Origin of the sequence: Lysobacter sp. CA199 (assembly GCF_052078715.1) — a bacterium.
Taxonomy (GTDB): domain Bacteria; phylum Pseudomonadota; class Gammaproteobacteria; order Xanthomonadales; family Xanthomonadaceae; genus Lysobacter.
Map to the genome: position 1 here is coordinate 30,751 of NZ_JBQJIL010000016.1, position 26,178 is coordinate 56,928.

Consider the following 26,178-nt stretch of genomic DNA (forward strand, 5'->3'; position numbering starts at 1 on the left):
ATGCCTAAGCGAAAGAAGGTGTTGAGCTGGCCCAAAGAGGTCAAGCAATGGCTGGACTCGGCCCTGATCGGAAACAACTTCAGCCGCTATCAGGAGTTGTGCGAAGAACTGCGTGTGCGTGGTTTCAGCATCAGCAAGTCGGCATTAGCCGACTACGGCAGCGACTTCCAGCAGAAGCTGGAAGCCGTGAAGCTGGCGACCGAGCAGGCCAAGGCATTCTGCGACGCCAGCCCCGACGAAGAAGGCGCGCTCGATGCGGGCCTGGTTCGTATGCTGCAGACCGAGTTATTTACGATTCTGCGCGAAATGAAAGGCGTGGATCGAAAGAACGTCAACCTGGCATCGATCACCAAGGCAGTCGCCCAACTGGTTCGCGCGTCGATGGAGCAGAAGAAGCACGCCCGTCAGGCGCGCGACCAGGCGCTGCGCGAGGCGGCCGACGCTGTCGGTGATGCCGCACGCGCTCAAGGCATGGACGAATCGCAGGTTGAGTTCTGGCGGACCAAGGTGCTGGGCGTCGGCTAATGGCAGCCGTCGCCCCTCTCAAAAGCACCTTACGAATTGTCGAATGGGATGAGCTGCCTGCGCGTGCGCGCGAGGTGCCCGCCGATCTGAATCCGCTGGCCGATGGCGTTTTGATGGCGCACCAGCGGGAATGGCTCGCGTTGAGGGCGGGCCTGAAGGTCTGCCCGAAAGGCCGCCGCACCGGCATCACCTTTGCCGAGGCCCTGGACGACACGATCCTCGCCGCGTCCCGTAAGTCCGCCGGCGGCAAGAACGTGTTCTACATCGGCGACACCAAGGAAAAGGGACTGGAGTTCATCGGCTACTGCGCCAAGTTCGCTCGGGTGATCGCCCAGGCGCAGGGTCAGGGCGTGTCGTCAATCGAAGAGTTCCTGTTCCAGGATCAGGACAAAGACGGCCGTACGCGGGAAATCACGGCGTACCGCATCCGCTTCGCATCAGGCTTCCAGATATCGGCGCTATCGTCACGTCCGGCCAACGTGCGCGGCTTGCAGGGCAAGGTGGTGATCGATGAGGCCGCGTTCCATGTCGACGTCGAAGGCGTCCTGGACGCGGCGTCGGCCCTGTCAATTTGGGGTGGCGAGATCGTCGTCATCTCCTCGCACAACGGCAAGAACAACGCGTTCAATCAGTTGGTCAAAGACGTTGAAGCGGGCAAGTACGGCGACGACGCGGTGGTGTTTACCGTGACCTTCGACCAGGCCGTGGCGAACGGGTTGTACGAGCGCGTCTGTTTCATGCTCGGCGAGCAGCCAAGCGCCGAAGGCAAAGAGCATTGGTACAAGGATATCCGGGCGAAGTACGGCCCGCGAAAGTCCGCCATGCGCGAGGAATTGGACGCGATACCGCGCGATGGCAACGGTGTCTGCATCCCCGGCGTATGGATCGACGACGCCATGTTGGAAGCGCGTCCGGTATTGCGATTGGTGCTCGATGATGGCTTCGTGGAAAAGCCGGAAAGCTGGCGCCGCGCCTGGTGCGAGGACTGGATCAAGCGCTATCTGTATCCACTGCTGGCACTACTCGATCACGATCATCGGCACGCCTTCGGGCAGGACTTCGCTCGTCATCGCGACTTCAGCGTGATCTGTCCGATCGCGATCCTGCCCGATCGCCGCCGCAACGTGCCGTTCGTGATCGAGATGCACAACGTCCCGACGCGCCAACAGGAACAGATCCTGTGGGCGATGATCGAGCGGTTGCCGCGATTCGCCGGTGGCGCAATGGACGCCGGCGGTAACGGCGAAACCCTGGCCGAGTACACCGCCGATCGCTTTGGCCGTGGGCGTATCCATGAGATCAAGTTAAGCCGCTCCTGGTATGGCCAGTACATGCCACGAATGATTGGTGCTTTTGAAGACGGGGTGATCGATCTGCCGCGCGACGAAAACCACGCCGCCGATCTTCGCGACCTGGTGGAGGTGGACGGTATCCCGATGGTGCCGACATTGCGGCGCGACGACTTGAAAGACCCGGACATTCAGCGTCACGGCGACTTCGTCATCGCGCTCGCGTTGGCCTGGTACGCCACGCTTGAACTGAACAAGGGACCGGCCAAGGTGCGCTCGCGGCGCAAGCGCCAGGTGGTCCAACTGCTGAAGGGGTACGCATGAGCGCCAAAGGTTTATTCATCTCACCGCACGAATTCGTCAGCTTCGCCGACCTGAAGCGGCCCAACAGCGGCGAACTGGCGCTGCGCGGCCGGGGTGCGGCTGCGATTGGCAGCGGCGGTCATCTGCCCAATCCCGATCCTGTGCTGAAGAAGCTCGGCAAGGACGTGACGGTTTATCGCGATCTGCTCGCCGACGCCGCCATCGGTGGATGCGTGCGGCGTCGAAAATCCGCCGTGCGTTCGCTGGAGCGTGGCATCGATCGCGCCGGGACCAAGAACCGTGTCGCGAAGGTCATCGACCAGATGCTCGATCGGCTGGGCATGTCGAAACTGATTTCCGAGATTCTGGATGCGACCCTCTACGGCTATCAGCCGTTGGAAGTGATGTGGGCGGCGGAAGATGGCTTATGGCTGCCGGTTCGGGTCGTCGGCAAGCCGCCCGAATGGTTCACGTTTGGCCGCGAAAATGAACTGCGTTTGCGCACGTCGAGGGAACCGGCGGCCGGCGAACCGGTACCCGATCGGAAGTTCCTGGTGGCAACGCAGGAAGCCAGCTATGCGAACCCCTACGGCTTCCCCGATATGTCGCGCGTGTTCTGGCCCGCCGTGTTCAAGAAGGGCGGCCTGAAGTTTTGGGTGGCTTTCACCGAGAAGTACGGCTCGCCGTTCTTGGTAGGCAAACAGCCGCGCGGCACCAATGACGAAGAAACGGATCTGTTTCTCGATCGCCTAGCTGACATGGTGCAGGATGCGATCGCGGTTATCCCGGACGACAGTTCGGTCGAGATCATGGACGCCAGCGGGAAGGGCGCCAGCGCCAGCGTCTATCGCGAGTTGCTGGAGTTCTGCCGCTCGGAGATCGCTATTGCATTGCTTGGACAAAACCAATCCACCGAGAAGGACAGCACGCGGGCTTCGGCCTCCGCTGGCCTGGAAGTGACTGAGGACATCCGCGACGGCGATGCCGAGATTGTTTGTGAGGTGATGAACGAACTGATCGGTTGGGTGGTCGACGTGAACTTCGGCGACGCTGAGCGCCCGAAGTTTGATATGTGGCAGCAGGAAGACGTAGACGTGCGCCTGGCCGAGCGCGACGAGAAGCTCACCAAGGCGGGCGCCAAGCTAACCAAGGTCTATTTTCAGCGCCGCTATGGCCTGGCCGACGATGAAGTCGAGATCGCAGCGCCCGCGCTGCCGGCGTCCAGGCCGGCGCTGGACTTCGCTGACGTCGAGACCTTTCCCGATCAGGATGCCTTGGACGCCGCGCTCGATCGTGTGATTGCGGCCGATGACTTCGCCCTGGCGATCGAGCCGGCGCTGCAGCCTTTGCTGGACGCGGTCGATGGCGGTCTGAGCTCGACGGACTTGGAGGCGCGCTTGGTCGGGCTGTATCCGGCAATGGATGGTGCCGAACTGCAGGAGCGCGTCGCACGAATCATTTTCGTCGCGAATGTATGGGGCCGGTTGTCGGCGGACGCGGAAGCGGCTGAGGGTTGATCAATGCCGAACGCCACCACGCTCGCTGCCTGCATGGCCCTGCCACCGAAGGAAGCCATCGCGCTGCTCCGCAAGAAGGGATTCAAGATCAGCTTCGATTGGGAGGAGGTTTGGCAGGACGCTCATGCGACGGCATTCACCGTCGCCAAGGCGACGCGGCTGGATATCCTTGAGGACATTCGTGGCGCCGTGCAGCAGGCGATCGAGAACGGCCAGACCTTCCGCTGGTTCGAGAAAGAGCTGACGCCGGTGTTGCGGCGCAAAGGCTGGTGGGGCAGCAAGATCGTGACGGCACCGAACGGCGAACAGCGCAGCGTCCAGTTGGGCAGCCCCTGGCGATTGTGGACGATCTACCGAACCAATCTTCAAGCCGCCTATCAGGCGGGGCGTTACCAGCAACAGATGGCGAATGCGGACGATCGGCCCTATGGCCGGTACGTCGCGGTGATGGACGCGCAAACCCGCCCCGAGCATCGCGCCTTGCACGGAACCGTTGCGCTGCTGGCCGGCGACTTCTTCCGCAGCTACTACCCGCCCAACGATTTTGGCTGTCGCTGCCGTGTTACTGCTTTGACCCGCGATGAGGCGGAAGCGAAGGGAATCACCGATATGCGCGGCCGGCTCGGTACGACCCGGAAACTCGTTTCCCGCCGCACCGGTGAATTGCGCGAAGTCGCGACATACCGCACCCGCGATCCACTCACCGGCCGCGATACGACCATTTCTCCCGGTGTCGGCTGGAGCTACAACCCGGGCGCCGCGCATTGGACGGCGGACCCGAATCGCTACAGCGGCGATCTCGTTGATCTGGCCGGTCGGGAATTGGAGCGGTGAACGACAAGTGGCTCGACGCGCGGATTGACGACGGCCGTGTGATCGAAGCACTGGATCGGCTCGAACGCGCGGGCCTGGATCGGACGCCAGCAATGCGCAAGATCGCCGGCACCCTCGCGGCGGAAACCGAGAATAATTTCGAGGCTCAAGGACGGCCCGACTGGCAGCCGCTCGCGGAGGTTACGCTGCAGAAGCGGGCCGACCGTATCAACAACGGCTTGGATGGAAAGCGCCGGCGGCGCAAACCCATCGAACCTGACGCGGGAAACTTCGCGATGCTTCAGGAATCCGGTCAGTTGGCCGCGTCGGTTACGACAGACTTCGATGCAAATACCGCCATCGTAGGTAGCAACAAGGTCTACGCGGCGATACAGCAGCTAGGCGGCCAGGCCGGACGCAATCGCAAGGTCACGATACCGGCGCGGCCGTATCTTCCCGTGCAAGCCGATGGCAGCTTGCAGCCCGAGGCCGAACGCGCGGTCCTCGACACGCTGTTGCGTCATCTCGTTTCGGCGGTCGACTAGAACGCGCTACAAGGCGCGTGCAGCCCCGGGTACGAACGGCGTCACCGCCGGAGGGGCGCGTCGCGCTTAAAAACCCTTTGCAAAGCTTTTCGTCGCCGTTCTACTCCGGCGACGTCGCCCTATCCGCCGATCGATTTGCCACTGAGTCACGTCGTCGGCTATTTGCCGAGAAACACTTCCATTGGAATTCTCGGAGGGGGCTAGCCGCTGCAATGCATCGACCAACGCGACCGCGTCGATGCCGCCGACTCGTTGGTTTCTGAGGATCAGTCGCTCGGCTTCGAATGCGATAGGGTCTACCTCGCCCTGATCGTCCGTAGCAGCGAGCAGTGCAGCGATGTCGCGGGTATCCACCCGATCTGGCGGGCTATTCATGATGAGTTTCTTTACCGAAATTCGGGGTAGTCGCGGCGTAGGCGCGCCTCTGCAGAAACGACGAGCGGTTGGTCGAGTGCTGTTGATAGATCGCTAACCACAGACCACGGCGTGTCCACAAGGTTGTGCCCGGTTTGAAACTCCGGGAGGTGATCTCTGCGGCGCAGAGCCTGCACGGCGAGAAGTTCCACCGGGAACACACGGTCGAACGGGGCATCGAACTCATACGTCACATGGTCTGTGCTCTGTCGGCTGCGTGTGAGATGAAACTCTGCCGCTGCCTGCATGGATGCACGATAGATCGCCTCATCGTTGGTTCGCCATGCGTCTAGTAGAGCTTGGTACTCAGGAGTCAACGCGTTAACGGGCTCGTATGTGGTGCTAATAGCGAAGGCATCCGAAAACAGCCGGATCACAAATGCTTCAACTGTGCCCCGACCCCATCCATCACGAAACGATTCCCTCGGGTTGACCCGCTGATCTTTCTCGCCGAGGGCGATCAAGACGCGGGCGCAGGTTTCCGCCAGTCGCCACTGCGACAATATTGCAGGGCCAGCGGCGGATAGGCTGGGATGTTGGTGGATATAGAAAGGCTGCTGATCGCTCGGAAACGATCTTCCGGCTAACGATCGAAACTCCAACGCCCGAAATGCAACGCTCTCCTGAAACGCTTGCGAGAACTCAGGTGAGCTTCCTGTCTGAGCGAGGATGCACGCCTGAATCTCTGATCCGAGGGAAATCAATGGAAGGGTTAAAGGCCCAGGAGAAAACGATCCGGGCGCGTCGATGGAACGCTGTAATTCGCCAAGTCTTTTGGTGACATCCCCCCGCTCGCTGAAATGAACGGCCCACCATCGCTCGCACTCTTTGAACACCTTCTTCAACGAGGGGTGCCAGGCAAGATCGCTTTTATTCTTCGTTCTTTTTTCGGTCATCAACCCATCCTCGGGCCACCGCGACCCGGATCATCCGGCCCGCGTTGCAGCGCTTCTTGTTGTGCAATCGCTTGCTGTTGGTTGATCTGCTCAACCTGCGTCAGGTTCTTTTCCGCTGGCTCCTGGGCGGCTTGTTGGGCGTTCACATGAACGTGGAAGTGCGGGCCTTTATCTCCGTGTGGGGAGTACACCGCGAAGACGTTCGTCTCGCCCGTAGGAGCGTTTCCAAAGGCTACGGAGTCGATGCGCTTCATGAGCGGATCGGCCGTATATGAGCGCAACAGCGCGGCGGTTACGTTCGCGCACTGCTCTTCGTTACCTCGCCCATCAGCAAGCACCGCCTTGTGAATCTGCTGGAACTCGGCGTGATCCTGAAAGCGCTCAAGCGCAGGCGCTTGGCCGGTGTGCCTAGGGCCCGGAACAACCCAATCTTCGACCTTCCGATCGAACAGAATCTTGCCGGTGCCGGGCTCCAGGCTCATGTTCATCTGAACCCACTTGGCATTTACAGAGACCGTCCCATCCGGGCTTGTGATTTCCCCTCGAAGCTTGGCCGCAAGTTCCTGCGTCCCAGGCATTTGGTTGTGAGCTGCCCATTTCTCCAGACCCTCGACTGCGCTGTCCAATCTGGAAGCAATGAATTGAGCTGGATCGCCATGCTGTGCAACGGCAATTCCCTTGGCCGATGACTTAACCTCAAAGAACTCCAGATCACCGCCTTTGTTACGTCCGACGATGTCGATTCCGTGGCCGGAGTTGTTCTTGATGGTGACGATGTCGGTATAGCCATCCTCCACCATCTTGTAGGTCTGAATGGCTTCCGCGATATCGCCTAGTAACTTACGCGGCGTCAGCTCACTTAGGTGTGTTACGCCCTGTGCCTTTGTGATGCCTTCGGTACTCTGCTTAAGAGCCTCCTCGAATTTAATTTCACCGTCGAAAACCGTCTTGTCCATCTTGAGGACTTCGGTCAAATCCTTCGGCGATAAATGGCCGCTCCGCAACAGCCCTTGGACATTACCCGTTGCGTGCGCTGCCTTAACGATTCCTTCGAGTTTGCCGTGTTCTCGGGCTCGGCCAATCAATCCTTCGGCAATGTCGTCGGCGCCTTCCGCGAGTTGACCGCCTTTCTTCAGGCCCCGATTAACATCGGCCAGCGTTTCACCTAACGCGTGGATCGCTTCCGCAGAATGCGCGACGCGCCCCGCATCGTCGCCAAGCGCGCGGGCGCCCTTCGCGAGATCCCCGGCTTTTCCGACTACATGGACCTGCACCCCGCTCGGAGTTACTTCACCTAGCGCATGCGTTAACGAAGCCGCGTGCTCGGGAACGACAGCGTCTATCGCGTGCAAAGCCTTCGCAAACTTGCCAAGTTTCGCCGGAGGAACCGCAAGCGACACAATTTCGACAGCCGCGGCACCGGCAGTGCCGCCCACATACTCATCGACCTTGCCTTGTTGGCGCGCGGACTCGTATCCGGCTTTCCATTTGTCGATCGCATCACCGACCGCCTGGGAAATATCGTTTCCAGGCTTGCTAGGGTCGGCTATCACGTCGGCGGCGTACATTTTCGCCATGCCGAAAACGATCTTGCGGTAGTTCTCGTCGGTCGCCATCTGCTCGCCCATCTTGGCGAGATCGATGAAGCCACCCAACATTTCCCCGGTATGTACCACCGCACCTTTGGTGGCGCCGTAACCGAATTGCACTTCACTAGCCAACTTCGAGGCGGCGGCTGCCGCTGCTCGTTCTGCCGTCGAGGCATTGGGGTCGTTGGCCGATTCGTTAGCCCACTGTTTGGCGACGGATAGGCCGTCGCTTGTTGCTTTGTCCAGTCTCTTGACGAGTTCTTCGCCTGCTCGCACTAGTTCAGCTGTGCGCTCCTGAGCCTGCTCGGCTATCCGTTCTTGCCAAGAGTCTGTGATGTTGGCGGCATCCAAGGCCTCCGCGAATCGGCGCTTCTCGGCAGGTGTTTCCAAGCGGCTATCAATCGCGTCCAAGAAACTATCGCGGTTGAAATGTCGGTAACCGGGGGCACGCTGCAAATCGTTGACGAGTGCTGCAGCATCGACGCCGCCGACCCGTTGATTTCGCAGGATGAGGCGTTGGGCCTCGAATGTCAGGGGGTCATACTGACCCTTCTCATCAACAGCCGACAGTAGGGCTGTGACATCGCGGGTATCTGTGCGGCGCAGGGGCGTTGCCATCTGAATGTCCTTATTCGGTAAGACTCACCCCGAGAATAGCAGGGCCGGCGAAACGCCAACGTGCCCGGGTTCACCCCCTGGAAATGTGACTGTTCGCAATTAAACCCGGGCGTTTATCGAGTCGGCTTGCAGCGCCTTTTCGGCACCGTTTCTGAGCCAAACATGACACTTGGCCGCCCGGATAATCTCTAAATCAGTTTAGGGGAAAGGGCGTCCGCCGCCGACGATAGTGGCGGCCATGAGCAAATCCCTGCAAATCATGACCCCGGGCCACAAGACCGATATGAGCGGTCAGCCCGTCCGTTTCTCCGACGACGATCTGCGCCGTTCGGCCGAGGCCTACGACCCGCAGAAGTACCGCGCCCCGTTGGTGATCGGCCACCCCAAGCACGACGACCTGGCCTACGGGCACATCGCCGGCCTGTCGTTCATGGATGGCGCCCTGGAAGGCCTTCCGGCCAAGGTGGACCCGCAGTTTGCCGACGCGGTTGAAGCCGGCCGGCTGCTGTCGCTCAGCGGCAGCTTCTATCACCCCGAATCCCCGAGCAATCCGGTCCCTGGTGTGTATTACCTGCGCCATGTCGGGTTTCTCGGCGCAGCGCCGCCGGCGAACAAAGGCATGCGCGCGCCGGACCTGAGTGCCTTCGCCCAGGGCAAGGTCGAGTTCGCCGACAACGAGACCGGCATCGTCCACTTCGGCGATTACGCCCACGGCTACAGCGCCGACATCTTTCGCCGCCTGCGCGATTGGGTTCTGACCAAGTTCGGAGCCGAGGACGCGGATCAGATCGTGCCGAACTGGCTCATCGAATCGTTGCGCGAGGCCGCGCTCATCGAACCCAACAGCGGTCCCGCGTTCTGCGATCCGCCCCGCATCACTCCGCAGGAGACCACCGTGACCCCCGAACAAAAGGCCGCCATCGAGGCCGAGAACACGCGCTTGAAGGCGCGTGTCCAGGAACTCGAACAGCGCGACGCCGGCACCGCGCAAGAGACCCAGCACACGCAGAACTTGAGTTTCGCCGATGGCCTGGTCACCGGCGGCCGGCTGCCGCCCAAGCACAAGGACGTAGTCGTGGCCTGGCTTGACCACAGCAGCGGCGGCGAGCAGACGCTCGAATTCGGCGAAGGCGAGGCCAAGCAGCCGCTAGCCGACGCGGTCAAGGCGTTTCTGTCCGATCTGCCGCAAAGCGTGAGCTTCGGCGAGACCGCCACCAAAACCGCCGTCGCCAAGGACGGCCCCGTCAATCCCCTGGTCGCCGACGCCGAGCGTCGTAGCGAACACCGTACGCGCTGACAGAGGCCCGCATGACCACCTTCACCCAACCCAAAACCCTGACCGATCTGCTGCTTATCGAAGTCGCCACCGGCTGGACCAAACAGCGCGGCACGTTCGCGGCTGGCGCCGAGATTCCGCTCGGCACGGTGCTGGCCCTGGTGAACGGCCAGTACCAGGCCGTCGATCCGGCATCGGCGGATGCCGCCGCCAAGAGGACGAACGCGATCCTGGCTGAAACGCTGGCCGCGAGTGCGGCAACGCGCAAGGGAACCGTCATCGCACGCGGCGCCACGGTCAACGAGGCCGCATTGCTGTGGCCCGCCGCGATCACCGCACCGCAGAAGGCCGCAGGCGTGGCCGAACTCGAAGCGCGCGGCATCGTCGCCCGCGCCGTCCTCTAAGGAAACCCGCCCATGAATCTGCAAGACCTTTTCACCACGGCCGCGCTCACCGACGCGATCAACAAGCTGCCCGCCGTTCCGACCAAGGTCGGCGCCAGCGGCCTGTTCGAGGACAAGGGCATCAAGGACACCACTGTCGTGATCGACCAGCGCGATGGCCGCCTGGTCCTGGTGCCGAACATCTCGCGCACCGCCGATCCCGAGCCCGCCGGCAAAGGCAGCCGTGTCCGCCGCACGTTCCAGACGCAGCACCTTCCGCTGTCCGGCAATGTGGCGCCGGTCGATATCCAGAGCGTCGCCGCGTTCGGCTCCGACGACGCGGTCGAGGCCCAGGCCGCCGTTATCAACGATGAACTGGAACGGCTCAAGAACAACATCGACGCGACCCGCGAATTCCAGCGAATCGGCGCACTTCGCGGCAAGATTCTCGACGCCGATGGCTCGGTGATCTACGACCTGTTCGATGAGTTCGGTGTCGCCAAGAAAACCGCCACGATTGCATTCGGCAACGAGGCCACCGACGTGCGCAAGGCGTGCCTGGACGCCAAGCGCTATTCCGAGAAGAAGCTCGGGGCCACACTGGTCACCGGCTTCCGCGCGTACTGCGGCCCGGCTTGGTTCGACGCCATGACGGCGCACAAGAACGTCAAGGCGGCATTCGAGGGCTGGCAGGCCGCGCAGGATCGCCTCGGCGGCGATCAGCGTTCGGGCTTTACCTTCGGCGGAATCGAGTTCATCGAGTACGACGTGACGGTTGGCACTCAGCGCTTCATCCCCGAAGACGTGGCCCAGGTTTTCCCGGTGGCACGCGGCGTGTTCAAGCTCTACAACGCGCCGGCCAACTACAACGAAGCCGTCAACACGCTCGGCAAGCCGTTCTATGCCAAGGCCGAAGAACGGCGCATGGGCAAAGGCTGGGAGCTGGAAGGTCAAGCCAACCCGCTCGCGCTGTGCCTGTTCCCCGAGGCGCTGTACGAAATGAAAGCCGGCTGATCTCCGATGCGCTATTGCACCTTCGCCGATCTGCAGCGCGCTATCCCGGCGCGCACGCTGGTCGAACTGTCCAACGACGACCCCACTGCTGACGCGCCGGATATCGCGATCGTCGAGGGCAAGATCGAAGGCGCCGAGGAACTGGTCGATTCGTACCTGCGCGGGCGTTACGTACTGCCGCTCGCGCCGGTACCGACTGTCGTCAAAGACGTGACGATTCATCTGGCGCGGTACGAACTGTATGCGCGTCGCCCCGAAGGCAACGATCTGCCCGACGCGGTGGTTCGTACCCACAAGGGTGCGATCGATCTGCTTGAGGAGATTCGCGACGGCAAGGTCACGATCGGCCACCCGGACACGCAGGCGGCGACGCCGGAGCCCGGGCAGACCAAGGTGCGCGCGCGCCGCCAAGCGTTCCCGCAAACCCTGCTGGATCGGTACTGATGGCGGCGACCCGCGAAATCCTCGACGCCTATGTTCAGCGGCTCCGATCGCGCATGCCGGGATATGCGGGTGAGTTGTTCCCGGAGGCGCCGAGCCAGTACCGCCTAAACCATCCGGCCGGCGCATTCCTGATCGCCTACGCAGGGAGTCAGTTTCAAGCTCCTGCGGACACCGAGTTCGTTGCGCAGCCGCGCGATCTGCGCGTCACGGTAACGCTGGTGTTTCGCCAGTTGCATGGACGCGACGGCGCGATCGATGCGCTCGACCAGGCGCGGCGGCATCTGCTGGGATTTCGCCCACCCGATTGCCGCAAGACCCGGGCGGTCGGCGAGAAGTTCATCGGCCAAGTCGAGGGGCAATGGCAGTACGCCCTCGACCTAGCCACCCAAACCGTTGCGATCGAGGACGCGATTCCCGACGTCGGGCCACTTCTGGTTCGGACCCATTACGAGGAAACCCCATGAAATACCGCTACAACGGCCCCACCAGCGGCGCCACGTTGTTGATCGATGGCGAACCGCACGAGGTCATGCTGTTCGATCAGCGCGACGTGGAATTGCCGGAAACGCATCCGTACACGCTGGGTCTGATCGCGCAAAAGCGCCTAGCCCCGGCCCCGAAGACGCCGGCCGCCAAGGCCGAAACGAAGAAGGAATCGCCGTAATGGCCGCTAATTTTCTGCACGGCGTCGAAACGATCGAGATCGAACGCGGCCCGCGCCCCGTGCGCGCGATCAAGAGCGCTGTCATCGGTCTGGTCGGCACCGCACCCGGTGGGCCGGTGGGCTCGTTGACGCTCACCCTCAACGAACGCGACGCGGCGCAGTTCGGCGCGCAGTTGCCCGGCTTCACGATCCCGCAGGCGCTCGACGCCATCTACGACTACGGCGTCGGCACGGTCCTGGTGGTGAATGTGCTGGACCCAGCGATTCACAAATCGACTGTGGCGACCGAACTCGCGCGATTTGACGCACGCGACAGACTCAAAACCTTGCACCCGGCGCTGATTAGCGTAGCGGTCAAGAGCAAGAATGGTCAGACCACTTACAACGCGGGTGTGGATTACAGCGTCGACAAGGCCACCGGTGAAATCACGCGACAGAAGGGTGGCGCGATCGTCGCCGGCGCGGATGTGGCGCTGGACTATGATCATGCGGACCCGGCGCGGGTCACCGCGGCCGACGTCATCGGTGCGGTAAACGCGGCGGGCATTCGCACCGGCTTGCTCGCGCTCAAGGACGCGTATCAGCTCTACGGATTCAGCCCGAAGATTCTGATCGCACCGGCTTACGGTACGCAGGCCAGTGTTGCGGCCGAGTTGGCCGGGATCGCGCAGCAATTGGAAGCCGTCACCTACATCGACGCGCCGATCGGAACCACGTTTGACCAGGCGCTGGCTGGTCGCGGCCCGTCCGGCACCATCAATTTCAGCACCAGCAGCGATCGCGTTCGTCTGTGCTATCCGCACGTCAAGGTTTACGACCCGGTGCTCAATGCGGAACGGTTGGAACCGCTGTCCCAGCGCGCCGCCGGCCTGCGCGCCTGGGTCGATCAGGAAAACGGATTCTGGTGGTCGAGCTCCAATCAGCAATTGGCCGGTGTGATCGGACTGGAACGCCCACTGTCCGCGATGATTTCCGACCCGCAGTCGGAAGTGAACCTGCTCAACGAAGTCGGCATCACCACCGTGTTCAACAGCTTCGGTACGGGATTCCGGCTGTGGGGCAATCGCACGGCGGCATTTCCGACCGTGACGCACCTGCGGAACTTCGAGAATGTTCGGCGAACCGGCGATCTCATCAACGAAGCCCTTCGCTTGGCCAGTCAGCCCTTCATCGACATGCCGATAACCCAGGCCCTGATCGACAGCATGACGGAATCGGCCAATGGATACGGCCGCAAGCTCATCGGCGACGGCGCGTTGCTGGGTTTCCAGTGCTGGTTCGATCCCGCTCGCAATCCCGACACCGAACTGTCGGCCGGTCATTTGCTGCTTAGCCTTCGCTACACCCCGCCGCCGCCGATGGAACGTCTCACCTATGAGACCGAGATCACCACCGAATTCCTCGCCACTTTCAAAGGTAGCTGATCATGCCGGGCAAGATTCAGATCAACCGAATCACCAACGCAAACCTTTACGTCAACGGCAATTCGCTGCTCGGTCGGGCCGAAGAGGTCAAGCTGCCGGACATCTCGGCGATCATGCAGGAGCATAAGGGCCTGGGCATGATCGGCAAGACGGAACTGCCCGCCGGATTCGACAAGCTTGAAGGCGAGGTGAAATGGAATTCGTACTACGAGGATGTCGGCCGCGCCGTGTCCAATCCGTTCCGAGCAGTGCAGTTGCAGGTCCGGTCCAACGTTGAGAGCTACGGACCGCAGGGGCGTCTTGAACAGATCGCCCTGGTGACATTCCTGACGGTGATGTTCAAGAAGCTACCGCTGGGTACGTACAAGCAACACGAAAACGCGGAATTCAGCAGCGCCTTCTCCGCGACCTACATCAAGCAAGTCATCAACGGTCGCGAAGTGCTGGAACTTGACTATTTCGCCAACATCTTCCGCGTCGGCGGTGTCGACCAGTTGGCCGAGTACCGAGCCAACATCGGCGGATAACCATTGACGACAACGTATGTAAAAACGGCCCGCAATTGCGGGCCGTTGTCGTTCAGCGGGAACTGCGCAGTTGCTGACATATCCTTTTTTTAGCTGCAGCAGCCGTGAATTCCTGCCAGGAGTCGAACGGAGTTTCAGTACGCGCCAGCGCATCGAGCCTCGCGCGCGCGATGTCCTTGAACTCCTCAGGCGAGTCGAAATTGATGCCGCCAATCTCGAACATCTCGCCAATCGAGACGAACCGCGTGTATTCATTTACAACAGGGTTGTATAGGTCGGAGTAGGGAATTCCGTAGGTAGCCATTTTCGTAATCCTCAGGTGATAGTGAGTGCTGCGGGGCCAGTTAAAGTCTCGATCGCGAAACCCGTCAAGTGTTTTCTGCAAGCTTGTAACGAGCCCATTACGACGGAGTACCGGCAGCGTTACGACAGCGTGGCGTAAGCGTTATGGGGCGACGCTTCTAAAGCGCTTTAGCTGATTGCTTTGCGCAGCTAAGCGACATTGACGCTCGAATCTTTCAATCACTTCGAGACGACGATATGACCGGCAACAACCCCAGCGACAACGCCGTGACCGCCGCGCTGACCACCTCCGGCACTACGGCCGTGCAATCCGATGCCACCATTTCGACCACGCCGGCGGCACCGACCGGGCCGAACAAGCTACCGCTGAAATTTCCGTTCACGACCGCCGGCGGCGTACAGATCAGTGCGCTGAACCTTCGACGCCCGAAGGTTCGAGACCTGAAGCAATCGCAACGCGACGGCGGTACGCAGGGTGATCAGGAAGTAGCGCTGTTCGCATTGATCGCCGGCCTGACGCCCGAGGACATGGACGAGATGGACGCGGCCGACTACACGACGCTGCAGGCGCGATTTCAACAGATGCAGAGCGGTTCGATCCTCTGATCTATTCGACGGCGCCGAATTGCTACTGGTGGCGTACCGCATACAGCCGGACGTAACCGAGGCTATGGATTTTGCCGACTTCGAGGAATGGTGCGAACGCGCCGCGCGAGAAGTAGAACGTCGCGCCAACGCCTATCGAAATGGGGATTAAATGGCATCGCGTGAACTAGCAGTTGGTGTGGTGATCGGGGCGACCGTCAACGGTGCCTTCCGATCAGCGTTTGCCGGCGCCAAGACGGTGGTCGGAGGCCTCGGGCGTGAGGTCGAAGCCCTGACGCGGAAACAGGACGCCTTCGGCGCGTCCATGAAACGCGGAATGCGGTCGCTATCCGATGGTTCGTTGGCGGCCCTGAATCGCGACTACGTGCGAATCGGCCAGGTGATCGATCAGGTACGGGCGAAACAAGAGCGCTTGGCCGCATCGATCGCGCGGGGCCAGCAACTGGGCCAGCAGCGCCAGCAAATAGGCGGGCAATGGATCGGCCTTGGTGCAAGCTCGGTCGCGTTCGGCGCCCCACTGTTCAAATCTCTGAACCTCTCGGGTGCGTTTCAAGAGCAGCTACGGGACATTCGCATCACCGGGCAGATGACGGCGGCGGAAGAACGCCGAGTCGCGCAACTTATTCGGAAGTCATCCAGCCGCTGGTTGCAACTGCAAGAGGAAGTTGCGCGCGGTACGTCGGTGCTGGTGGCAAACAACGTTCAGGAGGTTAAAGACCTTGAGTTCTATATCCCGTTGCTCGGTAAAGCGGCGACCGCAACGGGCGCGGGCATGGATGACCTGGGCGCGGTTATCGTCGCGGCAAAGAACAACCTCGCCATTGCGGCCGAGGATACCGAGCGGACCCTAAACATCCTCGCCTATGCGGGAAAGAAGGGGTCGTTCGAGATTCGCGATATGGCGCGTTGGCTGCCGATGCTATCTCCCGCTCTTGCCAGTATGGGAATGACCGGTAAGAGCGCGGTCGCCGAACTCGGTGCCGCGTTGCAAATTGCCCGCGTTGGTGCCGGCAGCAGCGATGAGGCCGCGAACAACTTTCGCAACTTTCTGAACAAGATTTTCGCCCCGGACACGCTGAAGGACTTCGACAAAGCCGGCATAAACCTGAAGGGTGAAGTGAATCGTCTGGTCGCGACCGGCATGTCCCCCATCCAGGCGATGCTGGAGATCGTGGATAAGTTCGTAAAGGCGAAAGGCCCGGGGGCTTCCGCCGCACTGGACCGCGCGATGTCTATCGCTGACGAAGATCAGCGCGGGACGGCACTTAGGCAGATTGGGCAGTCGTACAAACTCGGCACGCTGTTCCAGGACCAGCAGGTGCTGAGCTTCCTTCGCCCAGCGTTAGCGAATCGCGACAAGATGACCGAGATCAAGACCGGCGCGCTGGGCGCAGCAAACTCGGACATGTTGGGGCAGGACTGGAAGCTGCGAACTGAAACCCCAGAAGCAAACGCGCGCAAGTTCCGCATCGGCATGACCGAACTTGCGATCACCGTCGGTGACGCACTGCAGCCGGTCCTTGTCCAGTTGAGCAATGTCGTTACGCCGTTGATTGCGAAGTTCGGCCAATGGGCAGAGAAGAACCCCGGCGTGATCCGGGGCGTGGTGACGCTCGTTGGCGGACTGCTGGCCGCGAAGGGCGTTGTGCTGGGCCTGCGTTCGGTATGGGTCTTCGGCGTGCTGTCACCGCTCAATGCGGCAAACACCGTGTTCACGACGATCAGCGGCAAGGTCACCTTGTTCCGCTTGGCGATGGCCAGCAGTGGCAGCGGTGCGAATGCGTTCTTCCGCGTGCTGGGATTCGGCGAAGGCGGCGCCGCGCGCCTGGCCGCCGGCATCGGTCGCGTTGGCGCTTTTCTGCGCGGCCCGTTGCTGGCCGGGCTACGGCAGGCCGTTCCGTGGATCGGCCGTCTGTTCCTCGGCAGTAACCCGGTCGGCTGGATCATCACCGCCGTGATCGCGGTGGCGGCGGTGGTCTACAAGTACTGGCAGCCGATCAAAGCCTTCGTGATCGGCGTGTGGCAAGGCGCAGGCGCCGCGCTGCGGCCGGTGTTCACCGAATTCGCCGCCGTGGGCAAAACGCTATGGCAAGCCGTTGCGCCGCTGAAACCCGTTTGGGAGGCGATCGGCAACGTCCTCGGTAAGGTGTGGCGATGGGTCTCGGAACTGTTCACGCCAGTGCAATCCACCGCGCAGGAACTCAAGGGCGCTACTCAGGCCGGTCAGCGCTTCGGCCAGGTGCTGGGCGCTGCGATCGGCGTGATGCTGTTGCCAATCCGCACGTTAGTGCGCGGTATCGGTTGGGCGGTGGAAGCGACCGCCGGACTTCGCGCGGGAGCTGTCGCCTTCGTCGGTGAGGTTCAGCAAGCCTTTGCCGGCGGTATCGGTGGCATCGGCCGATTGCTACTGCGGTGGTCGCCGCTGGGCCTGTTCGTGCGCGCCTTGCAACCGGTGCTGTCGTGGTTCGGCATGCTATGGCAGAAGTTCACCGGCTTCGGCCGGCGGATCATCGACGGCCTGATCGGTGGTATCACGCAGAAAACAGGCGCCTTGAAGGACAGCGTGACGCGCCTGGGCAGTAGCGTGTCGGGCTGGTTCGCCCAGCGGTTGGGTATCCGTTCGCCGTCCCGTGTGTTCATGGGATTCGGCGCGAACATCGCCGAAGGTGCAGCGCTCGGCATTCGCAACCGCAGCCCGCAGGCCGCCGGCGCAGCCGATAGCTTGGCCAGGCGGGTGGCCACAGCCGCCGCTACCGCCCGCACGATGGCAGGCGCGTCCGTGCCAGGTGGAATGCAACTGACCTTCAGCCCACAAATCCATCTACCGCCAGGCACACCGGCGCAGATGCGCGGCGATTTGGATGGCGCACTGCAACTGTCGTTTGAGCAGTTCAAACGCTGGTTCGAGCGCGTCGAACACGACCGCAAACGACGGAGCTTCTAACGTGTACGCGCTGCTGGGCGATATCCAGTTCGAGGAACGCGCAACGCTGCAAGGGTTCGACACCCAGGCCGGCGCGGATTTCGCCGAACACGCGCTGATCGGCGCCAAGCCGAGCCTGCAGCACACCGGCACGCGTTTGGAGGAGCAGCAATTGCGGATGGCGTTCCACACCCATTTCTGCGATCCGGGCGCCGAACTGGCCAAGCTCCGCGCCGCGTTGAGCGCGCATGAGGCAATGGCCCTGGTAATGGGCAACGGCGATTATTTGGGCTGGTACGTGCTGACCGAACTGAGAGTGACTCGCCAGCACACGCAAGGCGACGGCACCGTCATTGCGGCCGAAGCTGAGGCGACGTTGCGTGAGTTCACCGGAGACCCGGCCCGGCCACTGCAACCCCCGGCCGTGCGGCCCAAGCTCCCGCCGACTACCGCCCTACAGGCCGCCGTCGCGCCGTCCGTGCGCGATGTCACCGGCGCCGCCGCGACGCGCCAGGCGCTGGGCGCGGCGGTTACGCTGGCCACGCAGGCGCGTTCTGCGCTGCGCGTTGCCGGTGACGCGGCCCGGTTCGCCGGCTCGTTGCGCGCGAATCCCTTGGCCGCGTTGGGCCAATTGCCCGACTTGTCCCGATCGCTGCGCCAGGCCGTTACGCCGCTGACCGGCGGCGCCGAGGCTTTTGGCCGGTTGCTCGGCGTGACGTCGGATGCCGGGCCGGTGCTGGCCGCGATGCAGGCCGCCCAGGCGGCGGTCCAGAACGCGCGGGCGGCGCTGGACGGCGGCGTCAACGCCGGCAACGTCGCCGGCGTACTCGACGTCGTCGCCGGCACATTGGGCACCGCTTCGACGGCTATCGAGACGGCCTCGCCGAACTTGAACGCCATTACGTCCCGCCTGATCGTTCGAGGCCCCTGATGTTTCTGACCCATATCACCACTGAGGGCGAGCGCTGGGACCAGCTGGCGTACCGCTATTACGGCAATGCGTTGCAGTACGAGCGCATCATCGCCGCGAATCCGGACGTCGCAATTACCGCCACCTTGCCCGCCGGTCTGGCGCTGTCCATACCGGTGATCGAACAGCAGCCACTGCAAACGGAGTTGCCGCCGTGGATGCGCTGATCGATCGAACGACGGCCGCTGTTCCTGCACCGGCATTCCGGCTGATCTACGGACAGAAAGACATCACGTCGGACGTTTCGCCGTATTGCGAGCGGGTGACCTTCATCGACCAGCTCAGCGGCGAATCAGACGAGCTTGAGGTCGAACTGGACGACACCGCCGAGCGCTGGATCGGTCCTTGGTACCCGGGAAAGGGCGACCGCCTGACCCTGGAAATGGGTTACGCCGGTGCGCCGCTGCTGCCGTGCGGCGTGTTCGAGATTGACGAGATCGATTTCCGCCGGCCGCCGACGACGCTATCGATTCGGGCCTTGGGTGCGGGCGTCTCCAAGCCGATCCGCACGCGCGCCAGTCGCGCGTTCGAGGATATGACGCTTGCACAGATTGCCGAGCGGATCGCCCGTAAAAACGGATTGACCGTCGTTGGCGACATCCGTTCGGTTCGCATCGATCGGGTAACGCAGTACCACGAACGTGATCTGCAATTCCTGGACCGGCTTGCGCGCGAGTACGGCTATGCGTTCAAGGTCAAAGGCGATCGTCTGGTGTTCACGGCGCTGGCCGCGTTGCAGGGGCCATCGGTCGTGCGAACGCTGGCACCGGGCGACCTAAGCGGGATCTCGATCAAAGACAAGATTCGGGGCGTCTACGTCGCCGCACGCAACCGTTACCACGACCCGAAGCGCCGGCGCCTGGTCACCGACACCAGCGAGAATCGCGGATCGACCAGCGCCGATACGTTGGAACTGTCGCGTCGATCGACCAACCGCGACACGGCCAAAGCCCGAACCGAGGCGGCGATTCTAGACAGCAATGCCGATCGCACGACCGCCACTCTGACCTTACCCGGCGACCCAGTTTTAGTCGCCGGCAACGGCGTCGAATTGACCGGTATGGGAAAGCTGTCGGGGATTTACCTGATTACGACGGCCCGCCATTCGATCGAGCGCAATGCCGGCTATGTCACCGCGCTGGACTTGCGACGGGTGAAGGAATCGGTATGACTTTTGACGAAACCCTCCGGGAAGGTTTGGCCACGCTGCGTTTCGGCTTCGTCACCGACATCGACGCGGCGGCCGTCTGCGTGCGGGTTCGGTTTCCCGACTACGACGATTTTCGTTCGGCCTGGTTGCCAGTGTTGGTTCCAAAATCGCAGAACGATAAGCACTTCGCGCTGTTCGATCTGGACGAACACGTCGCGGTCCTGCTCGATGCGCGTGGCGAGGACGGCTTGGTGCTGGGGGCGATCTACTCTGAGGCCGATCGTCCACCGGTTCAGAGCGCGGACAAGCACCATGTGCGCTTCGCCGATGGCAGCACGGTCGAATACGATCGCGCGGCGCATCGGCTGACGGTTCAGGCCGTCGGTGATGTCTTGGTCGAATCGGCGACGCAGATAACGCTGAAAGCCCCGCGTGTGGTGATCGACAGCCCCGACGCGCAACTTACCGGTGACCTGTCCGTGGCTGGCAAATTGCATTGCGCGGGCGACATCAGTAGCGACGGCAAGATCATCGACGTCGGTGGAAACTCGAACCACCACAAGCACTAGCCGCGCGGCGATTCTCTAAACCGCTTTCGTGGGGCCGGCGGGCGTATCTCGTCACGCTAACCCCATGCCGCTTGCCCCATCCACTTCTGTTCATTGGCAGCCCGCGCTGCACCGCGACGGCTTGGCCGAAGGCGTGGATGACGTCGATCAGGCGATCCGCATCATCCTCGGCACGCCCAAGGGCAGCGATCCGCATCGGCCGGAATTCGGTTCCAATCTTCAGCGATACCTGGATTGGCCCGCCGCGCGGGCACTGCCGCACCTGATCCGCGAGACGGTGACCGCGATTGAGCGCTGGGAGCCGCGTTGCCAATTGGTTCGCGTGGCGCACGGGGTCGATGGCGCAGCCGTTGTGCTTACCCTGGTTTGGAAAGCGGTAGACGGCCTGGAACGACGCACGGAGTTCCGCCCGTGAGCTTGGCCGAGCCGAACTTCATCCAACGCGACCCGGCGATCGTCACCGCCGAACTGATTGCGGATTACGAACGCGCCACTGGGAAAACCCTGTACCCGGCGCAGGTCGAACGCATCTGGGTCGATCTGATCGCCTATCGCGAAACGCTGGTACGCATCGGGATACAGGAAGCGGCGAAACAGAATCTGGTCGCATTCGCCCGCGCGCCCATCCTCGACTACCTTGGCGAAATCGTTGGCGTGTCGCGCCTGCCGGCACAGCCAGCGCGGACCGTCCTGCGATTCACGTTCGCTGCACCGTTGGTGTCGTCGCGCCTGATTCCGGCGGGCATTCATGTCGAGACCGGCGGCGGTGAGGTGACCTTCGCGACAGACGCGGATATCACCGCACCGATCGGCGCGGTAACGATCGACGTCGGCGCCGCCTGCATCCAGTCGGGGGCGGTCGGAAATGGCTGGGGCGCGGGCAAGCTCAACGAATGGCTGGACGCGCCGATTGCCGGCGTGGGCAGTGTGGCGAACCTGGCCACCACGCTCGGTGGCGTGGATGAAGAATCCGACGAGCGCCTGCGTGAGCGCATCAAGCTCGGCCCGGAATCCTTCAGCAACGCGGGTAGCCGTCTGGCGTATCGCTTCCACGCGCTCAAGGCCAGCCAGCGCATTGTGGACGTAGCAGTGTTGTCGCCGACGCCTGGCGCGGTGATGCTGTATCCGCTGTCGGCGGACGGGCTCCCGGACGCAACGCTGCTCAGCCTGGTGGAGGCTATTTGTTCGGCGGACAAGGTGCGGCCCTTGACCGATCAGGTCTTGGCGCGATCGCCGGTGCCGGTGAATTACGCCCTGGCCGCCGGCCTGGTGCTGTACGCGAACGTCGATGCGGCCACCGTGCTGGTTCAGGCACGCGAGGCAGCCGATCGCTACGCCGCCGACCGCGCGGCCGGGCTCGGCCGGGACATCGTGCCGACCCAGATCATCGCCGCACTGTCTGTTCCCGGTGTCTACGAGGTCAGGTTGACGATGCCGGCGGCTTCGCGCGTCCTGGCCGAGAACGAATGGGCGCGTTGCAGCGGTATCACGCTGACCTTGGCAGGTTCGGTCAATGGCTGACGCCGCTTTACTGCCGCCACCGCTGGCGCAAGACGAGCGCTCACAAGCGATCGCGCTGCTGGCTTCGCGCCTGCAGGGCATCGATCTGACGCCGGTGCTGGTCTATCTGATCGATACCGTCAATGCGTCCGCATTGCCCGTGCTGGGCGAGCAGTTCCACGTGATGGGATTCGAGGGCTGGCTGTTCGCCGACACCGATCTCGCCCGCCGGCGGCTGCTCAAGCGCGCGATCGAACTGCACCGCTACAAAGGCACGCGCTGGGCGTTAAACCAGGTGCTTGTGACGCTCGGCCTGGACGGGCGCATCCGCGAATGGTTCGAGTACGGCGGCGATCCGTTCCGCTTCCAGGTCGAGATCGACCTGGTCAGCCGTGGCATCGACGAAGACGCCTACAACGCCTTGCTGGCGTTGATCGACGAATACAAGAACGTTCGCTCGCACTTGGATGCGCTGCGGCTCTATCTCACCAATCGATCCCCGATTCCAACGCTGGCCAGCGTCGTGCTGGCCGGCGAAATCACCACCGTTCTGCCGTATGAACTCACCCATCTCGAACAGCACAGCCCCTTGTGGCTGGGGGCTGCGCTATGGGGCGTGGAAACGGCAATCGTCTTTCCGTATCAGGAGTAATCATGCCCAGCGAGTTCTACACCCTGGCGACCGCCACCGGCCGCGCCAAGATCGCCGCTGCGATCGCCAACCAGGCCCCGCTGCAACTGACCCATATGGCGGTTGGTGATGGTCAAAACGGCGGGTACTACAACCCGTCCGAAGCGCAGACGGCGCTCAAGAACGAAACCTATCGGGCGCCGCTAAACGCGCTGAACCGCGACCCCAACAACACCGCCTGGATCGTGGCCGAATTGGTAATCCCCGACGACGTCGGCGGCTTCTACGTGCGCGAGGTGGGCATCTACGACGCCAGCGGTGATCTGCTGTTCGTCGGCAAGTATCCGGAGAGCTTCAAGCCGACGCTCTCCAGCGGTTCCAACAAACAGCTTTATGTGCGCGCGGTCTGTGAGGTCGGCAACGCCGCCAACGTGACCCTGCAAATCGACCCGAGCGTGGTGCTGGCCACGCGCACCTACGTCGATACCAAGGTCATGGCCGAAATTGGCCGCCTGGACGCGAAGCTGTCCGCTCGCGTGGCCACCACGGTTCAAACCGCGCTGACCGGGTTGCAGACGATCGACGGCGTCGCCGTCGTCGCCGGCGATCGCGTGCTGGTGCGCGCCCAGGCCAATGCGACGCAGAACGGACTGTATGTGGCCGCCGCTGGCGCTTGGTCCCGCGCCACCGACGCGGACGCGGCGATCGAGGTCACGCCCGGCCTATTCGTCACGATCGAGGAAGGCACCGCAAACGGCGATTCGCTGTGGCAGTTGGTCACGGACGGCGCGATTACGCCCGCCACGACGCCGCTGACGTTTGAGATGGCGGCCGGCCGCACCGGCGTGTCACCTGCGGCCTATACCAAGGTCACGGTCAACGCGCGCGGCCAGGTCACCGCCGGCGTCAATCCGACCACGTTGTCCGGCTTTGGCATCACCGATGCGATTCCGATCGCCGGCGGCGTCACCGCCGGGCAGTTCAGCCTGGCCGCCGCGCCGACTCAAGGCGGCCACGTTGCCACCAAGAGCTACGTGGACGGCAAGATTCAGGGCTTGGACCCGAAGGAATCGGTGCGGGTCGCCTCGACGGCAAACCTGGCCTTGAACGGCTTGCAGACGATCGACGGCGTCGCCGTGGCCGCAGGGAATCGCGTGCTCGCCAAGGATCAAACCACAGCGAGCGAGAACGGCCTGTACATCGTCGCCGCTAGCGCTTGGACGCGATCCAACGACGCGGACGCGTCGGAGAAGGTCACCTCGCGCCTGTATACGGCCGTCGAATCCGGCACGCTCAACGGCGGTACGAGTTGGACCCTGTTGACCGCAGGCGAGATCGTGCTGGGCACGACCGCGCTGAATTTCGGATTCTTCGGCCGCGCGGGTGATCTGATCGCCGGCACCGGCCTGGTCAAGAACGGCAATCAGATCGACGCGGTCGGCTCGGCCGGCCGGATCGTCGCCAACGCGGACAACCTTGACCTGTATCAGTTGCACGCGACCGCCCCCGGTTGGTGGGCGAAATGCCGCATTGATGCGTGGGGCCGAGTGATCGAGTACCAGGCGCTCGGCGCGGGCGATCTGCCCGCACACGGCCACTCCGTTCCCGACATTGGCGGCCTGCAGAGCGCGCTCGACACAAAGGCCAATCAAAGCCACACCCATGACGGCAACGACATTGGCGGACGGCTTGGCACTGTCGGCAAGACCACCACGGACTGGAATACGGCGGTCGAAAACGGCTGGTGGATGGGCGTTGGCTCCGCAAACGCCCCGGGTGGCGGCTGGTATCTCGGGGAAGTTGTTCAGCACAACAGCGGTTGGATCACTCAGACGGTCTGGGATTTCTCCGGGGATTTTCGCGTGATGTGGCGCAGGCAGAAAGCGAATAACGCCTGGGGCGCTTGGGAGCGTTGCCGCATCCATGAGAGCGAGCAGGACGCGCGCTATTTCAAGCGAAGCGGCGGCGAGATCACGGGCGACGTGACCGTTTACCGGGCGCAGGCGCCGTCAAGCGGCGTGGTGTTCCTTGGCAACAGCGGCAGCCGTTACATCTTCTGGGACGGCGACAGTTACGAACTCGGCGGCCTGGGCACGATTTGGAGTTCGGGCAACTTCGATCCCAACAGCAAGGCCAACCTCAGCGGCGCCGCCTTCTGGGGCGCGATCACCGCCCCCACCATCGGCGGCACGTCTTCGGACGAACGGCTCAAGACCGACATCGAGGACTTGCGCGATTGCCTGGCCACCGTGCGCCGTCTGCGTCCACGCCGCTACAAGCTAATCGCGGACGGGTCGGAGGATTTCGGCTGGATCGCCCAGGAGCAGCGCGAGGTATGGCCGCAATCCGTCCACGAGGACGATGACGGGATGCTCTACGTCCGGTACGGCAAGGGCGAGCCAGTCCTGGCCGGCGCGATCACCGAACTGGATGACAAGCTCGACGCGGCGATCACGAAGTTGCACGCGCGCATCGAAGCGCTGGAAGCGGGCCGCTGACATGCCGACAGGACTGCAATCCAACGTCAACGGCTTGGTCGTGGCCGGCACCACCTATTACGGCTGGGTCGATCTGGAAACCCTGTTTCATGCGCGCGGCGCGACCGCCCCGGCCGCGAACATTTCGATCACCGGCGGCGGGCGCAACCTATCCGATTGGTTTTATCCCCGCACCGCCGGCGGCACCACGCTGGAAGTCGACACCGGAATCAGCCACGCCGGCAGTGACGTGCGGCATCTTTACGCGAAGCGCGGCTCGGTCAGCACCGGTGGCGGTGGTGGTGGCGGTTGCTTGCCGATCGACACGCCGGTGCTGATGTGGGATCAGGGCAGCAAGCCGTTAGGCGATATTCGTCCGGGCGACTTGGTCATCGGCTGGTACGTACCGGGCATGGTGGACGAGTCGGAACCCGACTGGCGCGACTGGCGGCTGCCGCGCGGCCAGACCAGCCAGGGCGTGTTGATCCCCGTGACCGTGCGCATGGCCCTCCACAGCCGCTACCCGCGCCATTACCTCATCAATGAAGCCTTGCGCGCGACCTATGAGCACGTGTTCCTCGTGCTGCGCGGTGCGGAATGGGGATGGCGCGCTGCGGCCGACCTACGGCCCGGCGATGCATTCCTGGCCGATGACCGCCGGGAAATTCGCATTGATTCGGTGCGCCTGGTCGAGGAACCGCTCCAGGTCGCAAACATCGACGTCGAGGAGGTCGATAACTTCTTTTTCGTTGCGTTCGACGGCGTGTCGCTGTTGAGCCACAACCCGCAGGAGAAAAACTAGCCGCCG

28 protein-coding genes are annotated in these 26,178 nt (G+C 62.8%); 24 read left to right on the forward strand and 4 right to left on the reverse strand.

Annotation, left to right across the window (positions count from 1 at the left end):
• The 5 genes from ACTOWJ_RS25995 to ACTOWJ_RS26015 are packed head-to-tail and all read left to right on the forward strand — an operon-like array spanning nucleotide 1 to nucleotide 4,992.
• Nucleotides 1-525, forward strand: a complete 525-nt coding sequence (locus ACTOWJ_RS25995; protein ID WP_441337522.1) for a DUF3486 family protein — start codon at nucleotides 1-3, stop codon at nucleotides 523-525.
• Nucleotides 525-2,138 (forward strand): hypothetical protein, encoded by a 1,614-nt coding sequence (locus tag ACTOWJ_RS26000; RefSeq protein ID WP_441337523.1) that lies wholly within the window; start codon nucleotides 525-527, stop codon nucleotides 2,136-2,138. Before ACTOWJ_RS25995 ends, ACTOWJ_RS26000 begins: the two co-directional genes overlap by 1 nt.
• Complete coding sequence (locus tag ACTOWJ_RS26005; RefSeq protein WP_441337524.1) at nucleotides 2,135-3,634, forward strand: DUF935 domain-containing protein; 1,500 nt, start codon at nucleotides 2,135-2,137, stop codon at nucleotides 3,632-3,634. The genes ACTOWJ_RS26000 and ACTOWJ_RS26005 overlap by 4 nt, the downstream gene beginning before the upstream one ends.
• Nucleotides 3,635-3,637: 3 nt before the next feature.
• Nucleotides 3,638-4,468 carry a phage head morphogenesis protein gene (locus ACTOWJ_RS26010; RefSeq protein WP_441337525.1) on the forward strand — a complete coding sequence of 277 codons (831 nt, stop codon included), beginning with the start codon at nucleotides 3,638-3,640 and terminating at the stop codon, nucleotides 4,466-4,468.
• Complete coding sequence (locus tag ACTOWJ_RS26015) at nucleotides 4,465-4,992, forward strand: phage virion morphogenesis protein (protein ID WP_441337526.1); 528 nt, start codon at nucleotides 4,465-4,467, stop codon at nucleotides 4,990-4,992. Before ACTOWJ_RS26010 ends, ACTOWJ_RS26015 begins: the two co-directional genes overlap by 4 nt.
• Before the next feature lie 66 nt (nucleotides 4,993-5,058).
• On the opposite strand, the gene ACTOWJ_RS26020 is transcribed toward ACTOWJ_RS26015, so the two are convergent.
• The 3 genes from ACTOWJ_RS26020 to ACTOWJ_RS26030 are packed head-to-tail and all read right to left on the reverse strand — an operon-like array spanning nucleotide 5,059 to nucleotide 8,509.
• Complete coding sequence (locus ACTOWJ_RS26020; RefSeq protein WP_441337527.1) at nucleotides 5,059-5,367, reverse strand: hypothetical protein; 309 nt, start codon at nucleotides 5,365-5,367, stop codon at nucleotides 5,059-5,061.
• Between the two features lie 11 nt (nucleotides 5,368-5,378).
• Entirely contained in the window at nucleotides 5,379-6,302 is a 924-nt protein-coding gene (locus tag ACTOWJ_RS26025) for a hypothetical protein (protein ID WP_441337528.1), read from the reverse strand.
• Nucleotides 6,302-8,509, reverse strand: coding sequence for an XVIPCD domain-containing protein (locus ACTOWJ_RS26030; protein WP_441337529.1), 2,208 nt, complete (start codon nucleotides 8,507-8,509; stop codon nucleotides 6,302-6,304). The genes ACTOWJ_RS26025 and ACTOWJ_RS26030 overlap by 1 nt, the downstream gene beginning before the upstream one ends.
• Nucleotides 8,510-8,747: 238 nt before the next feature.
• Here ACTOWJ_RS26030 and ACTOWJ_RS26035 point away from each other — a divergent pair, with 238 nt between their 5' ends.
• The 8 genes from ACTOWJ_RS26035 to ACTOWJ_RS26070 are packed head-to-tail and all read left to right on the forward strand — an operon-like array spanning nucleotide 8,748 to nucleotide 14,241.
• Complete coding sequence (locus ACTOWJ_RS26035; RefSeq protein WP_441337530.1) at nucleotides 8,748-9,806, forward strand: hypothetical protein; 1,059 nt, start codon at nucleotides 8,748-8,750, stop codon at nucleotides 9,804-9,806.
• 11 nt (nucleotides 9,807-9,817) lie between these two features.
• Nucleotides 9,818-10,189, forward strand: coding sequence for a head decoration protein (locus ACTOWJ_RS26040; RefSeq protein ID WP_441337531.1), 372 nt, complete (start codon nucleotides 9,818-9,820; stop codon nucleotides 10,187-10,189).
• 12 nt (nucleotides 10,190-10,201) lie between these two features.
• A complete protein-coding gene (locus ACTOWJ_RS26045) occupies nucleotides 10,202-11,182 on the forward strand; it encodes a major capsid protein (protein ID WP_441337532.1) in 981 nt (326 codons plus the stop codon).
• Between the two features lie 6 nt (nucleotides 11,183-11,188).
• Nucleotides 11,189-11,626: a gp436 family protein gene (locus ACTOWJ_RS26050; RefSeq protein WP_441337533.1), complete on the forward strand. Its 438-nt coding sequence runs from the start codon at nucleotides 11,189-11,191 to the stop codon at nucleotides 11,624-11,626.
• Nucleotides 11,626-12,090 (forward strand): Gp37 family protein, encoded by a 465-nt coding sequence (locus tag ACTOWJ_RS26055; protein WP_441337534.1) that lies wholly within the window; start codon nucleotides 11,626-11,628, stop codon nucleotides 12,088-12,090. Before ACTOWJ_RS26050 ends, ACTOWJ_RS26055 begins: the two co-directional genes overlap by 1 nt.
• Nucleotides 12,087-12,290 carry a hypothetical protein gene (locus ACTOWJ_RS26060; protein WP_441337535.1) on the forward strand — a complete coding sequence of 68 codons (204 nt, stop codon included), beginning with the start codon at nucleotides 12,087-12,089 and terminating at the stop codon, nucleotides 12,288-12,290. Before ACTOWJ_RS26055 ends, ACTOWJ_RS26060 begins: the two co-directional genes overlap by 4 nt.
• 59 nt (nucleotides 12,291-12,349) lie before the next feature.
• Nucleotides 12,350-13,714: a phage tail sheath subtilisin-like domain-containing protein gene (locus ACTOWJ_RS26065; RefSeq protein ID WP_441337536.1), complete on the forward strand. Its 1,365-nt coding sequence runs from the start codon at nucleotides 12,350-12,352 to the stop codon at nucleotides 13,712-13,714.
• A 2-nt stretch (nucleotides 13,715-13,716) separates the two neighbouring features.
• Nucleotides 13,717-14,241, forward strand: coding sequence for a phage major tail tube protein (locus ACTOWJ_RS26070; RefSeq protein ID WP_441337537.1), 525 nt, complete (start codon nucleotides 13,717-13,719; stop codon nucleotides 14,239-14,241).
• 52 nt (nucleotides 14,242-14,293) lie between these two features.
• Here ACTOWJ_RS26070 and ACTOWJ_RS26075 read toward each other — a convergent pair whose 3' ends face one another.
• A complete protein-coding gene (locus ACTOWJ_RS26075) occupies nucleotides 14,294-14,545 on the reverse strand; it encodes a hypothetical protein (protein WP_441337538.1) in 252 nt (83 codons plus the stop codon).
• A 266-nt stretch (nucleotides 14,546-14,811) separates the two neighbouring features.
• Here ACTOWJ_RS26075 and ACTOWJ_RS26080 point away from each other — a divergent pair, with 266 nt between their 5' ends.
• The 11 genes from ACTOWJ_RS26080 to ACTOWJ_RS26130 all read left to right on the forward strand — a co-directional run bounded on the left by ACTOWJ_RS26080 (nucleotide 14,812) and on the right by ACTOWJ_RS26130 (nucleotide 26,172).
• The gene (locus ACTOWJ_RS26080) at nucleotides 14,812-15,150 is read left to right on the forward strand and encodes a phage tail assembly protein (RefSeq protein ID WP_441337539.1); all 339 of its coding nucleotides are present in this window, start codon (nucleotides 14,812-14,814) and stop codon (nucleotides 15,148-15,150) included.
• Nucleotides 15,151-15,301: 151 nt separating this feature from the next.
• Nucleotides 15,302-18,094 carry a phage tail tape measure protein gene (locus tag ACTOWJ_RS26085; RefSeq protein ID WP_441337540.1) on the forward strand — a complete coding sequence of 931 codons (2,793 nt, stop codon included), beginning with the start codon at nucleotides 15,302-15,304 and terminating at the stop codon, nucleotides 18,092-18,094.
• A gap of 1 nt (nucleotide 18,095) precedes the next feature.
• Nucleotides 18,096-19,004, forward strand: coding sequence for a phage tail protein (locus tag ACTOWJ_RS26090; protein ID WP_441337541.1), 909 nt, complete (start codon nucleotides 18,096-18,098; stop codon nucleotides 19,002-19,004).
• A complete protein-coding gene (locus ACTOWJ_RS26095) occupies nucleotides 19,004-19,210 on the forward strand; it encodes a tail protein X (RefSeq protein ID WP_441337542.1) in 207 nt (68 codons plus the stop codon). The genes ACTOWJ_RS26090 and ACTOWJ_RS26095 overlap by 1 nt, the downstream gene beginning before the upstream one ends.
• A complete protein-coding gene (locus ACTOWJ_RS26100) occupies nucleotides 19,198-20,214 on the forward strand; it encodes a phage late control D family protein (RefSeq protein WP_441337543.1) in 1,017 nt (338 codons plus the stop codon). Before ACTOWJ_RS26095 ends, ACTOWJ_RS26100 begins: the two co-directional genes overlap by 13 nt.
• Nucleotides 20,211-20,762, forward strand: a complete 552-nt coding sequence (locus tag ACTOWJ_RS26105) for a phage baseplate assembly protein V (protein WP_441337544.1) — start codon at nucleotides 20,211-20,213, stop codon at nucleotides 20,760-20,762. Before ACTOWJ_RS26100 ends, ACTOWJ_RS26105 begins: the two co-directional genes overlap by 4 nt.
• 121 nt (nucleotides 20,763-20,883) lie before the next feature.
• Nucleotides 20,884-21,177 (forward strand): GPW/gp25 family protein, encoded by a 294-nt coding sequence (locus tag ACTOWJ_RS26110; RefSeq protein ID WP_441337545.1) that lies wholly within the window; start codon nucleotides 20,884-20,886, stop codon nucleotides 21,175-21,177.
• A gap of 2 nt (nucleotides 21,178-21,179) precedes the next feature.
• Nucleotides 21,180-22,283, forward strand: coding sequence for a baseplate assembly protein (locus ACTOWJ_RS26115; RefSeq protein ID WP_441337546.1), 1,104 nt, complete (start codon nucleotides 21,180-21,182; stop codon nucleotides 22,281-22,283).
• Complete coding sequence (locus tag ACTOWJ_RS26120; protein WP_441337547.1) at nucleotides 22,276-22,914, forward strand: phage tail protein I; 639 nt, start codon at nucleotides 22,276-22,278, stop codon at nucleotides 22,912-22,914. Before ACTOWJ_RS26115 ends, ACTOWJ_RS26120 begins: the two co-directional genes overlap by 8 nt.
• Nucleotides 22,915-22,916: 2 nt before the next feature.
• Nucleotides 22,917-25,391: a phage tail-collar fiber domain-containing protein gene (locus ACTOWJ_RS26125; RefSeq protein ID WP_441337548.1), complete on the forward strand. Its 2,475-nt coding sequence runs from the start codon at nucleotides 22,917-22,919 to the stop codon at nucleotides 25,389-25,391.
• Nucleotides 25,392-25,431: 40 nt separating this feature from the next.
• The gene (locus ACTOWJ_RS26130) at nucleotides 25,432-26,172 is read left to right on the forward strand and encodes a Hint domain-containing protein (protein WP_441337549.1); all 741 of its coding nucleotides are present in this window, start codon (nucleotides 25,432-25,434) and stop codon (nucleotides 26,170-26,172) included.
• Nucleotides 26,173-26,178: the final 6 nt, after the last annotated feature.